The following is a 13,321-nucleotide window of genomic DNA, read 5'->3' as shown; positions in this document are numbered from 1 at the left end:
GCCGCGCCGTGCCAGGCACACGGACCGGGAACTCATGCTATTCCCCACGACCGTCTGCTGCCACACCAAGCAGCTCGTTCCGATTTTCGCACCGACTGACGACTTACCTGTCATGAGCAGCGCATAGCGCGCAGCTCGCCAAGTAAGGAGCTCAGAAATGACCATTCGCGTCTATGTTCAGTCCGAATACCTCTCCGACGTCCAGTTCGTTGAGGTCGACGACGACGCCACCCTCCACGACCTCAACGGCGCTGCCCTGGAACTTCTCCCGGCCGGCACCGACGTGTCCGAACTCTCGCTCTCCATAGAAGACGACCAATACGATGACGAAGAGGCGGACCGACCCGAGGTCACCCACGTCCGGGACCTGAAGAAGGGCCACGGCATCCGCATCCACCTGCACCGCTGCAAGCACGTGGAGGTGTATGTGCGCTTCGCCAACGAAACCGTCCACCGCAAGTTCCGCCCCGCCACCACGGTGGGCCGGGTCCGTAACTGGGCGGGCCGCAAGCTGGGCATGGAGCCCGGCGACATTGCCGAGCACGTCTTGCAGGTGGCAGGGACCACCGAGCAGCCGGACGTGGATGTCCACATCGGCACTCTGGCCCGGTGCCCGCAATGCTCGTTGACGTTCGACCTGGTGCCGGCGCACCGCATCAACGGCTGAGTGGGGGTCAAATGGCACCGGATGAGCAAGCCTTGCGTGCCGACCTTGCGTCGGCGCGCTTCCTGTCTGGCGAGGACCGAAACCGCTGGCAGTTCGAACAACTGCAATGGCCGTACCTGCGCATTCGTGTCACGGCACGGGACGGGCGCCAGTACACGCTGCGGCTGAACTGCAGCGGGTTTCCCACCTCACCCCCGACGGGCACGTTCTGGGATTCCACGGCCAACGCTCGGCTTGCGTTCGATAGTTGGCCTCGAGGTGGCGAGCGTATCCAGTTGGCATTCAAGCCTGAGTGGAAGAACGGGGACGCGCTGTACATCCCTTGTGATCGCGAGAGCCTAGTCGGGCACGACGGTTGGGTCACGCAGTACCCCCAGCTTGTCTGGAACCCCGCCAAAGGCATCTGCCATTACCTGGAGGTGGTCCATGAACTTCTGCAGAGTCGCGACTATGTCTGCGCCGCTGCTTGAGCTCCGCCAAGGTCTGTGGGAGGAGCTGCTCGCGCATCTGCGTCGCCAAGGTGGAGGCGTTCGCGAGAGCGGCGCATTCCTGCTGGGGAAGAAGACGGAGGCCCTGCGTACCGTGACTGCGTTCCTGCCTTATGAGCAGCTTCAGGTCGATGCCCTGCGCAACGACTACGTGTCACTGAATGCCGCCAGCTTCGCCAAGCTCTGGGAGCTGTGCGGCAGGAAAGGATTGAGCGTGGTCGCCGATGTCCACACGCATCGTTTCGGCGCGGGCCAGAGCCGTTCGGACCGTGAGAATCCGATGATTGCTCTTAGGGGCCACGTTGCCCTCATCGTGCCGAACTTCGCTCAAGGCGGCCGAGGCTTTCAAGGTGTCGGCATGTACGTCTACCAAGGGAGCCACCAGTGGTCGAGCCACTCCGGTTCCGATATTGCGCAGCGCATACGACTTACCCGTGAGGGAGGTGACTCATGACTCAGTGGAATGCCGAATCCATGCATCGCTTGGCCAAGCTTGCTTTGGATGCCGGCGAGGTCGCTACGCCCGAGGAGGCGCTGGAACTCTTCTCGCGCTATCGCCTGCACCTTCATCTGGGAGCCGGTTGGGCCGATACGCTTGCAGGGCAAGCCTGCTTCCTGACGACGTTGAACTCCGCTGTGCGCGCCTTTCTGGGCGGTGTGGTGATCTCGGGCGACCTGGACCAGGTGCTCAGCGTGCCGCTGTACGAAGGGCGTACGGTACGAGCGGTGACCGAAGCCCTGGGCGGAGCAGTGATGGAGCGCCCCGCGTCGGACCTTCCTACCCTCGTGATCGGACGGGTAACAGGTCAGCTGGCGACGGCACCGTTTTGTATCCAGCTGAGCTGGGAAGGTTGGTGCGCCGCCATCTCGCCGGCAGCCGACGATACGGGCCTGCCTTGTGCTGAGGACAACCCGTTGTCCGGCGTGGCCGCCGCGGCCTTGGGAGTGAACGAAGCGTTCCTCAACGTGCGCGGCGATCTACTTGAAGCGGGTCACCGCTGCGTCGGGTTGTCGCTGTGGCATCCCCTAGCTATCGAGGACTGGCAGACTGAGGCACATCGCGGACCGGCTCTGAGCTACCTGCCCAAGTCGCTGTGGCTCGTGGGGCTGGGACACCTGGGCCAGGCCTACGCATGGACCTTGGGGATGCTGCCCTATGCGCCTGGAGAACGACCTCATCTGGTGCTCCAGGACTTCGACCGCTCAGAAAAATCCAACCTCAGCACGTGCCTGTTGCTGAGCGAGCACGACCTGCGCACGCGCAAGGTTCGGGCGGTTGCCCAGCGATTGGAGGCGGTCGGGTTCGCTATCGACATGGTCGAGCGCCGCTTCGGTCCGCACCATCAAGTGCTCACCAATGAGCCGACCACGGCCCTGTTCGGCGTCGATAACACCGCGGCCCGCCGGGATATCGACTCGGCGAAGTTCGCGAAGATCGTCGAGGCAGGCTTGGGCAGTGGTTACCGCGACTTCCGCAACATCCGCACGCACACCTTCCCCGGCGCCAAACGGGCGTCGGACCTGTGGCCTCCCCAGGCTGACGCACAGAAGGCTGTCGAGCTCAACGACACCTACGAGAAGCTCGCGCGTGAGCACGATGACCTGTGCGGAATGACCCAGTTGGCGTCGCGTGCCGTGGCAACACCGTTTGTGGGTGCGCTGGCATCGGCGATGGTCCTTGCCGAGGTCGTGCGACCGCTGCACGGGGGATGCATCCACGCAACGCTGGATCTTCAGATGAAGGACCTGGGTTACCGGACAGGCTCCCAGCCCGTTCGGTATCAGGGACTGCACACGCCCCATGTCCAAACCGGCTTGCAGGATCGTCAAGCGGCCGTCGCCGCCGACGCCGTTCTCGACGAGGAGGTAATGTCATGAGCAGAAGAAGGTACCGCAGTCGCGGAGGTAGTTCATTGGGATCGCTGGTGGACGACTCTGCCTACATCGCTTCGCGTCTTGGTCCAGGTGGCGCAATGGTGACCGGTGCGGTCGGCTTTACGCTTCTCTATGCCGTGCTCCCGATGGCGCTGCTGAAATGGACGGCAGCGCACAACGCAAAGATGGTCGAATCGATGGCGACTGAGCTCTCGGGCTTGTTTGATCAGATGATCTGGATCCGGGTGATTGGGCCCATGCAGTGGGCAGGGGTGGCCGTTCTTCTAGTGTGTACCGCAATCGCCATCTGGAAGCTTCTTAGCGAGCTCGATCTGGCAGGAGAGGACATCTCGCTCATGAGCACGTTGGCGAAATTGCTCGCCCGGTTCTTTCATTGACTCGCGCGGCCGTCGCCGCGAAGTTCAACAAGCATTCGCTGGAGGAAGCATGGTCGTCGCCGAAGGTCAGCTGAAAGGCAGCTTCAAGGGGTTCAAGAATCGCGACACCATTTTCGAGTTCTACGGTGGTCGAAAATGGCGGCAAGCCGAGTACAAGTATCACTACCACTACGCGTACATGCCTCGTGCAAACGTGATCCAGGAAAACGGGTGTTACGTGCTCCGTGTTGACGGAATGAATGACGCTGTAGAGGTTCATCCAGCATAGCGCGGACGTTCCGAGCCATTGTATTCCAGGGGCCATAAAGTATGAAGAATTCAAAGCGAATTAAACGTGCGAAACCTGCTTCGCAAATGCGTTCGACCAACGGGCTAGTCGACCCAGCGATCGCTCAGGGCAGCCGAAAGCTAATGACCATGTACCTCGCGATCGCCATCGCGCTCGTCTCAGCCTGTCAGCTCGCTTTGGATCTCCTAGAGCAGGAACAGCCGCTTGAAGACATCAGGATTTCGCTTGCCAACTACATAGTGACCCGCCAAATTCAACTTGCGCAGCTGTCGGATCGAATAGGCGATCGGGAGTTTCTGCCTGCTATCGCATTGAATCAACAAAGGACTGCCGACCAGTCATGGAAGCAAGCGGTAGTCCACTATTCAGCCCGACTTTCGACATTTCTTCAGGTCGTTGATCCCCCAATCGACAGTGTAGTCGCGACAAGCGTCATGTCCACGCTACAAAAGGCTGCGCGTGCTGCCGATGATAAGCAGTGCGCAGAGGGCATAGCCGATGCGATGAAAGCAATTGCGGCGAGCCAGCAGGGCGTTGCGGAGGTGCGTTCGACAGTAGATCGCCTCATGAAACTACAACAAAGGGCTAGCTCGTTAGACGGCAGTGATCCAGCTGTAATTGTAGATGTTGCTCGCGAAATCTATTCAGAAACAAATGGATTGGGCTTCTTGTTTGGCGGCACCAATGGTCTCACTAGCCCTCGACAAGGCTTAAGAGACCTTGTGTCTAAACGCGAAGATACGATTCAATTTCTAGGGAATTCTGTGGAAGCCTGTCGCGACCACTACGATATCATCGTCGATTACGAAAACACCAAGGTCAAACTCGCCAAGTTCGCGACTGTCTTGCTCATCCTCATTCTTTCCACTGTCATTGCTGCCAGGGACTTTTTCTCATCGCGGGTGGACCGTGGTTAGATCTTTCACTGATGTTTCGTTCAATCGGCCTGTTGTGCACGTTTGATCCGAATACCAAGCCCACTGGCGAGCCAGTTATCAAAGCTGCGGCCGAAGCGCGATGGGCGATTAGGGGTCCTTATCGGGGGTACGCAGCCGGAAGGTTCAGCGCAAATGCCTGTCAAACGAAGTCAATATGCCTACAAGGTGAACTAATTCACTTGATGTTTGGCTTAGCATCTAATTCGATTGATGCATGAAATTTCGCGATGCACAAAGTGCTGGTTATCGGGGGTAGGGGCAGGCCACCTCACAGCGGCTTCGGCGCTGGCTTTGAGTTCGCCGAGGTTTCTAAGCGTCGGTTCGAGGTCGTCGCGGCCACGCGGTCGGTGATGGCACTGAAGGGGCTAATTCCCAGCCCGGCTAAGCCGATCAGCATCGAAGCGAAGAACGCTGGCGCGTCACCGAGCGATCGGCGGCTACGGGAGGCCGGAGCTGATCGGACTCAACACCAACGTCCTGCGGCACTCAATCGTGATGGACGGACCCGAAGTAGTCGTCCAACGTGATCGGTAGTGCGTTACCGGCTGCCACCATCCGCGCAAGAATAGCGAACACCCAAGCCGACCCTTTGCGCCCGACGACTACCCGGCAGACTGCCCGAAAAGGGCCTTTGAACTTCCTATGCCTACCAACCGGCACCTCGACCTTCCACCAGACTTCTTTCTGGCGATGGGCAAACCAAACGAGCTGCCACTAGGCGCCCTTCTATAGACCCATGCAGCACCCCCTTGAAACCTGTCGATTTTGGGTGCAGCGGGGATGGCCCTCGATCTCCCGCCAGTGAGCGAGGCCAACTGGACTTACGGCTGTTCGCTTGATAATACTCACGTACGAAAGTTGATGGCACGCCATGCCGTGTAAGCAGCGCATCCGGCGTCGCATTGAAATCCATAAAGGACCTCCAAAGATGCAATTCCGGGTCATTCCAAAAGGACAGCCGCTACCACAGACAGGCAGTGATGAAGTCTACTTACGCGTCGACCACTGGAACGACTACTCATTCGTTACGATGTTCTTCCTCGCCTACCGAGATATTGCGGGCGAACTGTTTGAACTCGGTCAGGTAAAAATTGGCTTCAAGGGTCAGACAACTGAACAAGACACTTTCAAAATTCTTCCGCCAGTATTCTTCCATCTAGAAGAAGGCTTTTTTTCTGTCGGGCAGGATGTCGATTTCTACAAGAAGGTAACCGCCATACCTGGAGGCAAGGGCAAGGAAATATTGAGGCAGTTGCGGGATTTGGCAGTAATGCCCGAGCTTCTAGCTGAAGTTTCCGACGAAAGCGTGTTGAGAATTTCCCTACTTCGGAGCGTAAGCCTTCCTGCAATTACAGGTCAGTTCTCTAGAATTCTCGATGGGAATGTCGAACTAACCAACTACAAGTTTGCTTTCTCTAGGCCGAGCACAGACGGATACGACAAAGTGGATTTGGATTTCCAAGTCGTAGCGGACTCCGTTCCTAACACTAATATTCACGCGATTATCGGCCGGAATGGCGTTGGAAAAACGATACTGCTCAATTCGATGATCGGGGCACTAACGGGCGGCGCCGGCGCTTCTTATTTCACCGACCTCGAATCAATGTTCAAGTCGAGGATAGGGCTGGGCTACTTTAGCAGCCTAGTTTCTGTATCTTTCAGCGCTTTCGACCCCTTCATTCCGCCCTCCGAGCAATCCGATCCTACGAAAGGCACCTGCTACTACTACATTGGTCTAAAAGATCCAACCGATCCTGACCGCCTCCGTCCATTGTCAGAGCTGAGGCGTGATTGTAGCCGCGCATTGTCCGAGTGTTTCTCTAACCAACAGAAGCTGGTCCGTTGGAGGAGAGCGATTGGAAAACTTGATTCTGATGAAGTGTTTGTCTCGATGGATCTCCCGAAACTTCTCGAGAAATACAATGAGTTGGAAATGCGCTCTTCAGCCGGCGTTGTTTTCGAGGAGTTTCACAGCATCGTAGATCCGTACTTAGAGCGGATGAGCTCAGGACACGCTGTTGTTCTGCTTACGATAACTCGCCTCGTTGCTTCAGTTGAAGAGAAAACGCTGGTTCTGCTTGACGAACCCGAGAGCCATCTACACCCACCCCTACTGTCCGCATTTATCAGAGCACTTGCCGACCTATTACACGACAGGAACGGTGTTGCCATCGTTGCAACTCATTCACCCGTTGTGTTGCAAGAGATCCCGCGGTCATGCGTTTGGAAGATATACCGCGTATCGAAAAGCATAGACGTGCAGCGTCCGAAAATTGAGACGTTTGCGGAAAACGTAGGCCTACTCACGGCGGAAGTATTCGGGCTTGAAGTTTCTCAGTCTGGCTTTCATGCCTTGTTGGCACAATCCGTTGCCAAGGGCCCGACCTACGATGAGGTTGTTGCCTCATACAGGAATCAGATCGGATTCGAAGGCAAAGCGGTTTTGGCTGCGTTACTTTCGAAGGCGGCGCGCAACGGAGATTCGGCTTGATTCGCCTGGCCGAGCCGAAGCACGCGTACGAACACGTTTTGGATCAATGCATCGCGGGAGTGACGGGAAACACCGCCTTGCGTTTGAAACTGACCGCGGCCAAGCCCGACCTTCTAGCTCTCGGTAACGACTACATTAACCGTTGCGAATCCGGGCAATTGCATTCAATTGCCCCGACTGCGCTAGACGTCGACGATCCAGACGTTGTACTGACAATGAAAAAGTCCGAGCTTACTAGGGTCTATGCCACCTACTTTGTAGGCAAGGACAAGCCTGCGCGGAAAATCTATACCGATCTGCTTGTGGCAGCGAGAGAAATTTGCCCGTTCTGCGGAGGAATCGGACGACCACGCAACCTGGACCATTTTCTGCCCAAGTCTCGTTTTCCTCAGTTCTCAGTCTTCCCCAAGAACTTGGTCCCTTCCTGTCGCGACTGCAACATGGAGGGTAAGTCGGAAGAATTCTCAACTACGCAGGAACGCCAACTCATCCATCCGCACGCAGATGACTTGAAGTACTTCAGAGACCAATGGATATTTGCCCGATTCAATGGGAACCCGGAAGACCCACGTGTGAACCTTGAATACTTTGTCCAACCCCCGGATAGCTGGGATGACATTGCCGTGTCGCGCGCGCGCAATCATTTCTCCTCGTTCGACTTGTCAACGAGATATGCGATTAGGGCCGCACAGCAACGAACTACCGTCCTTAGGCAGATGGTAATGCTCCAGCAGGAGGGACTGAGTAGTGATGCAATCCGCAGATGCCTACTTATACCTGGTATCAAGGAGGCCATTTTCCCGAATCATTGGCAACGCGGCCTATATCAAGCGTTGAGCAATAGTCTTCCCTAGGTTTACCTTCATCAATAACGCGTAGCCTATCGACACTGCTTGACGAATCCGCCGAACTGCACGAGGCACTCGGCGGAATGACCCCCGTCGAATATCGCAATCACCACGCCAAGGGTTCTACTTTTGAAGTGTCCGCTTGACGGGGGAGCTTACGGTGGCGCCGGATCGCCTCGTACAACGTCTGCTCACTGACGCCGTGCTTCTTGGCCACATCCGCAATCGGTGCTTTGTCGGCCCGCGGAGGATCTTGACCATCTGGTCTTCGGTGAATCGGGACTTGCGCATAGGGCTCCTCGCTCTGTGGGGAGCCATCCTCTCAACTTTCAGCTGGTCCAAAAATCACCCGACAGGTCAGTTCGATGCGCGGAAACCGCACTCAATGATTCTTTGGGGACCGCCTGGTTCAGGGAAGACAACCATCGCGAGATTGGCAGCGTCCGCCTTCGACTATGACTTTATTCCGCTTTCGGCTGTGTTCTCTGGCGTGAAAGATATTCGGGCAGCGATGGAGGCGGCCGAGAGTAACCGTCAGCTCGGCCGCCGGACCATCCTTTTCATAGACGAAATCCACCGATTCAATAAAAGCCAGCAGGACGGCCTTCTTCCTTTCGTAGAAAGCGGCCTGGTCGTTCTCATTGGCGCAACCACTGAGAATCCATCGTTCGAGCTCAATTCGGCCCTCTTGTCACAGTGCCAGGTATTCGTGCTCAAAGCCCTTTCGGACGTGGCTTTGGCAGACATAGTCACTAGAGCGATAAATGAACGCCTCCAACTGGATCTCGACTCCACAGCGATCGAAACAATCGTCGACTATGCGGACGGGGATGCAAGACGAGCTTTGGGACTTCTTGAGCACGTCGCAACTGCCGCAAAGTCAGCAAAACAAAAACTCTTGAACGGAGCGTTTGTCGCACGGGTGCTGTCTCGCGGGGGGCGCCGATTCGACAAAGGAGGAGAGAACTTTTACGACCAGATCTCCGCGCTTCACAAGTCAGTGAGGGGTTCCAACCCAGACGCCTCGCTCTACTGGTTTGCGCGAATGCTGGACGGTGGCGCCGATCCCCATTACTTGGCCAGACGAATGGTTCGGATGGCTTGGGAGGACGTTGGTCTCGCTGATCCGAGGGCGCTTCAAATTGCCAACGATGCTGCGACGACCTATATCTAGCAGCAGCTCCAAAAAGTAACGCCGGTTACAACGCTTACAACGAGGCAATGGCATTCGTCCGTAATGACAGGAGCCGCGAGGTCCCAATACACCTGCGAAATGTGCCGACGCGCCTCTTAAAAGAGCAAGGCTATGGGGCGGAATATCGCTATTCCCATGACGAACCCGGCGCATTTTCGCCTGGTCAACAGTATTTGCCGGAAGGAATTCCCAACCAGCGATGGTACAGGCCGACCGAGAGAGGTCTCGAGGGCAAGATTGGCGAACGGCTGCGATACTTGGATGAGTTAGATCGACAAGCAGGAAGTGAGGGCTAGCCGGCTTCCAGCCGCTCCGGGAGCCAGGAGGAAATTGACAAGATGCGCCCTGAAATGTCGCAATCCGCTAAACATCGCTTCAACAAGCTGCAACAGGATGCTTTTCTGCCCGGCATCGAGGCGGGCGAGATCGTGTTCGTCGGCGCGACCACCGAGAACCCCAGCTTCGAGTTGAACTCCGCCCTCTTGTCGCGCTGTCGGGTACATGTGCTGGAGTCGCTGACCAGTGATCAGATCGCCTCGGCGTTGCGACGCGCACTTGAGGATGCGCAGCGCGGGCTGGGCAGTTTCAATCTGCGCGCCGCGGATGCGGTGCTTGAAACTTTGGCCGTAGCGGCAGACGGGGACCTGCGCCGTGCTTTGACCTTGCTTGAGATCGCCGTCGATAGCGCCAGTGCCGCTGAGGAGGTGGAACTGACGTTGGAACGACTGGCCCCGGTCTTGGCCGATCGTCGACGTCGCTTCGACAAGGGTGGCGAGCAGTTCTACGATCAGATCTCGGCGCTGCACAAATGCGTGCGCAGCAGCAACCCGGATGCCGCGCTGTACTGGTTCGTACGCATGCTTGACGGTGGCTGCGACCCGCACTACTTAGCGCGACGTTTGGTCAGGATGGCGGTGGAGGATATCGGTCTGGCTGATCCCCGTGCATTGCAGATGGCCAACGATGCCTGGCAGGCTTACGATCGCCTGGGCTCGCCAGAGGGCGAGTTGGCCTTGGCCCAGCTGGTGCTGTATCTCGCCAGCACCGCCAAGTCGAATGCCGCTTACGCCGCCTACAAGTCGGCGCAGGCCTTGGTCGGCGGCAGCGGTACAGAGCCGGTGCCGATGCATCTGCGCAATGCGCCCACCGGGCTGATGAAGTCCTTGGGTTACGGCGAGGGCTATCAGTACGATCATGACCAGGTCGATGGAGTCGCTATCGATCAGACTGGATTTCCGCCGTCATTGGGAGAGCGCGTGCTCTATCAGCCGGTCGACCGTGGACTGGAAAGCAAGTTGAAAGCCAAACTGGATGATCTACGCGCCCGACGCCGCGCGGCGCAATCGGGGAATACCGAATGAGTCTGTGGTGGCAGCAACTGCTGCTGGTGATGGCAGGGGGCGCCCTGGGTGCCGGCGGTCGCTTTCTTCTGGGCGGTTGGATGACCCGTCATGTCGGCGCCGACTTTCCCTGGGGCACCTTCAGCGCCAACATGCTGGGCAGTTTGCTGGCCGGCTTCCTGCTGGTCTGGTTGGAGGCGCGCGGGCCGAGTGGCCTGCTGTGGCGGGCGTTCTTGATGGTCGGCATGCTCGGTGCCTTGACCACCTGGTCGGCATTGATGGTGGAGCTTTACCTTATGCAGCGCGGCAGCGGCCCGCACTGGGGTGGGCTGTATCTGGCCGCCAGTCTAGTCGGCGGACTGGGTCTGCTGTGGATCGGCATGCGACTGGCGGAACTCCTGCGAGGTTCTTGATCCGGCGACTCGAGGCCTGAACATCCCGTCCGCACTGCTCGGTTTGCCCAGCGCGGTAGAGACACCGATAATTCGCCCTCACTTCTGATCGTAAGGTGTTTCATGCTCGACCCGGTCCTGTTCCGCGCCCATTTGGCCGACACCGCCGACAAGCTGCGTGCCCGACGCGGTTTCGCTCTGGACGTGGCTGCGGTGGAGGGGCTGGAGTCCGAACGCAAGGCGATCCAGATTCGCACCCAGGAACTGCAGAATCTGCGCAATACCCGGTCGAAGGCGATCGGGCAGGCCAAGGCCAAGGGCGAAGACGTCACCGGCCTGATGGCCGAGGTGGCTGGTTTTGGCGAGGAACTGAAGGCCTCGGAGACCCGTCTTGCGGCGATCAGAGCAGAGTTGGAGGGCTTGCTGGCCGGCGTGCCCAACCTCCCCGATGTCAGCGTGCCCGATGGTCAGGACGAAACGCAGAATCGGGAAATCCATCGCTGGGGCGAGCCGCGTGGGTTCGATTTTTCGGTGAAAGACCATGTTGAGTTGGGCGAGCTCAAGAAAGAGCTGGATGGAGAAACGGCGGCCAAGCTAAGTGGTGCGCGCTTCACCGTGCTGCGTGGTGGCATCGCTCGCCTGCATCGCGCGCTGGCGCAGTTCATGCTCGATCTGCACACCGGCGAGCATGCCTATGTCGAGACCAATGTGCCGCTGATCGTCAATCCGGAGTCGATGCAGGGCACCGGCCAGCTGCCCAAGTTCGAAGACGACCTGTTCTCCCTGCAGCTAGGTGAAGCCAAGCGTTATCTGATTCCGACCTCGGAAGTGCCGCTGACCAATCTGGTACGCGACGAGATCGTCGACGCAAGCGCTTTGCCGCTGCGCTTCACCGCTCATTCGATGTGCTTTCGCGCCGAAGCCGGCAGTCACGGTCGCGATACCCGCGGCATGATTCGTCAGCACCAGTTCGAGAAGGTTGAGCTGGTGTCGCTGTGTCGACCGAACGAGAGCGACGCTGAGCACGAGCGCATGACTCGCTGTGCCGAGGTGGTGCTGGAAAAGCTCGGTCTGCCCTATCGGCGCATGCTGCTGTGCGCCGGTGATATGGGCTTTTCGGCACAGAAGACCTTCGATCTGGAGGTCTGGCTGCCGAGCCAGAATACCTATCGTGAGATCAGCTCCTGCTCGAACTGCGGTGATTTCCAGGCCCGCCGCATGCAGGCCCGTTGGCGCAACCCGGAATCCGGCAAGCCCGAGCTGCTGCACTCCTTGAATGGCTCCGGCGTGGCCGTCGGTCGTGCCCTGATTGCGGTGATGGAGAATTATCAGAACGCCGATGGGAGCATTAGCGTGCCGGAAGTCCTACGGCCCTATATGGGCGGCTTGACCTCGGTCTAGCACGCATTCGATGGAGGATCTGAACGACTTTGCCCTGTTCGCCCTGGTGGTTGACCAGCAGGGTTTCGCCGCAGCTGAGCGGGCCAGTGGCATTCCGAAGTCCAGGCTAAGTCGGCGCGTGGCGGCGCTGGAAGAGCTGCTCGGGGTGCGGTTGCTGCAGCGCTCAACACGGCGTTTCGCTGTGACTGATGTCGGTCAGACGGTGTATCGGCATGCCCGTGTGATACGCGAAGAGGCCGAGGCTGCGCGGCAGGTTGTCGACCAGCTTAGCGGCGAGCCGCGCGGGATGCTGCGCATCAGTTGTCCGGTCTCCCTGGCCCAGCAGCAGTTGCCGCAGATCCTGCCGGAATTCCTTCGCGCCCATCCCAAGGTCAGGCTGCAGATGCTGGTCAGCAACCGCCGCTTCGACGTGATCGACGAGGGCATTGATCTGGCATTCCGCGTGCGTCATCGGGTCGACGAAGATCCGGGTTTGATCGTCAAGACCTATGGTCACAGTCGAGAGCTGCTGGTGGCCAGTCCGCGCTATTTCGCCGAGAACGGCGAACCCAGTCATCCCGATCAGTTGCCGCATCACCAGGTGCTGAGCCTGATCGACGATCCCGGCAGTCAACGCTGGGAACTGCAGAATGCAGCGGGCGAGAAGGTGAAGGTCGAGTTGCAGCCCCGGGTCACCGCCAAGGACTTCCCCCTGCTGCGCCGTCTGGCCCTGGACGGACTGGGGATTTGCCTGCTGCCCGATACCGTGTGCAGTGACCTGTTGGCGGCCGGCTACCTGCAGCGCGTGTTGCCGGGCTGGGATCTGCCCCAGGGCGTGTGCCATATCGTATTCGCCAGCCGTCGCGGCATGCTGCCGGCCTTGCGTGCCCTGATCGATCATCTTGATCAGCACCTGCCACCGCTGCTCAGCCCTGACGCCGCCCCGGCGCCCTGCGCCGATGCACCGTCACGCTCAGCAGAAAAAGCGGCGAGCCGGCAGAAAAAGCGGTAGACTTCGCC

At 58.6% G+C, this 13,321-nt stretch carries 12 protein-coding genes and 3 pseudogenes; 14 read left to right on the top strand and 1 reads right to left on the bottom strand.

What is annotated here, in order from left to right:
• Positions 1-157 precede the first annotated feature (157 nt).
• From IFO71_RS01255 to IFO71_RS01215, 9 genes are all read left to right on the top strand, one after another.
• The gene (locus IFO71_RS01255; protein ID WP_192027709.1) at positions 158-667 is read left to right on the top strand and encodes a hypothetical protein; all 510 of its coding nucleotides are present in this window, start codon (positions 158-160) and stop codon (positions 665-667) included.
• Between the two features lie 11 nt (positions 668-678).
• The gene (locus IFO71_RS01250) at positions 679-1,137 is read left to right on the top strand and encodes a DUF7665 family protein (protein WP_192027708.1); all 459 of its coding nucleotides are present in this window, start codon (positions 679-681) and stop codon (positions 1,135-1,137) included.
• Positions 1,118-1,609 (top strand): hypothetical protein, encoded by a 492-nt coding sequence (locus tag IFO71_RS01245; RefSeq protein WP_192027707.1) that lies wholly within the window; start codon positions 1,118-1,120, stop codon positions 1,607-1,609. The genes IFO71_RS01250 and IFO71_RS01245 overlap by 20 nt, the downstream gene beginning before the upstream one ends.
• A complete protein-coding gene (locus IFO71_RS01240) occupies positions 1,606-3,033 on the top strand; it encodes a ThiF family adenylyltransferase (RefSeq protein ID WP_192027706.1) in 1,428 nt (475 codons plus the stop codon). The genes IFO71_RS01245 and IFO71_RS01240 overlap by 4 nt, the downstream gene beginning before the upstream one ends.
• A gap of 47 nt (positions 3,034-3,080) precedes the next feature.
• Entirely contained in the window at positions 3,081-3,428 is a 348-nt protein-coding gene (locus IFO71_RS01235) for a hypothetical protein (protein ID WP_192027705.1), read from the top strand.
• 49 nt (positions 3,429-3,477) lie between these two features.
• The gene (locus IFO71_RS01230) at positions 3,478-3,696 is read left to right on the top strand and encodes a hypothetical protein (protein WP_192027704.1); all 219 of its coding nucleotides are present in this window, start codon (positions 3,478-3,480) and stop codon (positions 3,694-3,696) included.
• Between the two features lie 41 nt (positions 3,697-3,737).
• Positions 3,738-4,634, top strand: coding sequence for a hypothetical protein (locus IFO71_RS01225; protein ID WP_192027703.1), 897 nt, complete (start codon positions 3,738-3,740; stop codon positions 4,632-4,634).
• 892 nt (positions 4,635-5,526) lie between these two features.
• Positions 5,527-7,146, top strand: coding sequence for an AAA family ATPase (locus IFO71_RS01220; protein WP_225444283.1), 1,620 nt, complete (start codon positions 5,527-5,529; stop codon positions 7,144-7,146).
• Positions 7,143-8,000, top strand: a complete 858-nt coding sequence (locus IFO71_RS01215) for an HNH endonuclease (RefSeq protein WP_192027701.1) — start codon at positions 7,143-7,145, stop codon at positions 7,998-8,000. Before IFO71_RS01220 ends, IFO71_RS01215 begins: the two co-directional genes overlap by 4 nt.
• Positions 8,001-8,169: 169 nt before the next feature.
• Here IFO71_RS01215 and IFO71_RS01210 read toward each other — a convergent pair.
• Positions 8,170-8,285 (bottom strand): annotated as a pseudogene (locus tag IFO71_RS01210) (transposase); the annotation flags it as partial.
• A 94-nt stretch (positions 8,286-8,379) separates the two neighbouring features.
• Here IFO71_RS01210 and IFO71_RS01205 point away from each other — a divergent pair.
• The 5 genes and pseudogenes from IFO71_RS01205 to IFO71_RS01185 all read left to right on the top strand — a co-directional run bounded on the left by IFO71_RS01205 (position 8,380) and on the right by IFO71_RS01185 (position 13,313).
• Positions 8,380-9,485 (top strand): annotated as a pseudogene (locus IFO71_RS01205) (replication-associated recombination protein A).
• Between the two features lie 72 nt (positions 9,486-9,557).
• Positions 9,558-10,550 (top strand): annotated as a pseudogene (locus tag IFO71_RS01200) (replication-associated recombination protein A); the annotation flags it as partial.
• Positions 10,547-10,942 carry a CrcB family protein gene (locus IFO71_RS01195; protein ID WP_192027699.1) on the top strand — a complete coding sequence of 132 codons (396 nt, stop codon included), beginning with the start codon at positions 10,547-10,549 and terminating at the stop codon, positions 10,940-10,942. The pseudogene IFO71_RS01200 and the gene IFO71_RS01195, both read left to right, overlap by 4 nt.
• Before the next feature lie 102 nt (positions 10,943-11,044).
• Positions 11,045-12,322, top strand: coding sequence for a serine--tRNA ligase (gene serS, locus IFO71_RS01190; protein WP_192027698.1), 1,278 nt, complete (start codon positions 11,045-11,047; stop codon positions 12,320-12,322).
• Positions 12,323-12,332: 10 nt separating this feature from the next.
• Positions 12,333-13,313 carry a LysR substrate-binding domain-containing protein gene (locus IFO71_RS01185; protein WP_192027697.1) on the top strand — a complete coding sequence of 327 codons (981 nt, stop codon included), beginning with the start codon at positions 12,333-12,335 and terminating at the stop codon, positions 13,311-13,313.
• Positions 13,314-13,321: the final 8 nt, after the last annotated feature.

The sequence above is a fragment of the Pseudomarimonas arenosa genome (genome assembly GCF_014841215.1).
In the GTDB taxonomy this organism is placed as follows: Bacteria; Pseudomonadota; Gammaproteobacteria; order Xanthomonadales; family Xanthomonadaceae; genus Pseudomarimonas; species Pseudomarimonas arenosa.
Note: the sequence above shows the minus strand (reverse complement) of the source record. Positions and strands in the feature narration are given on the sequence as shown.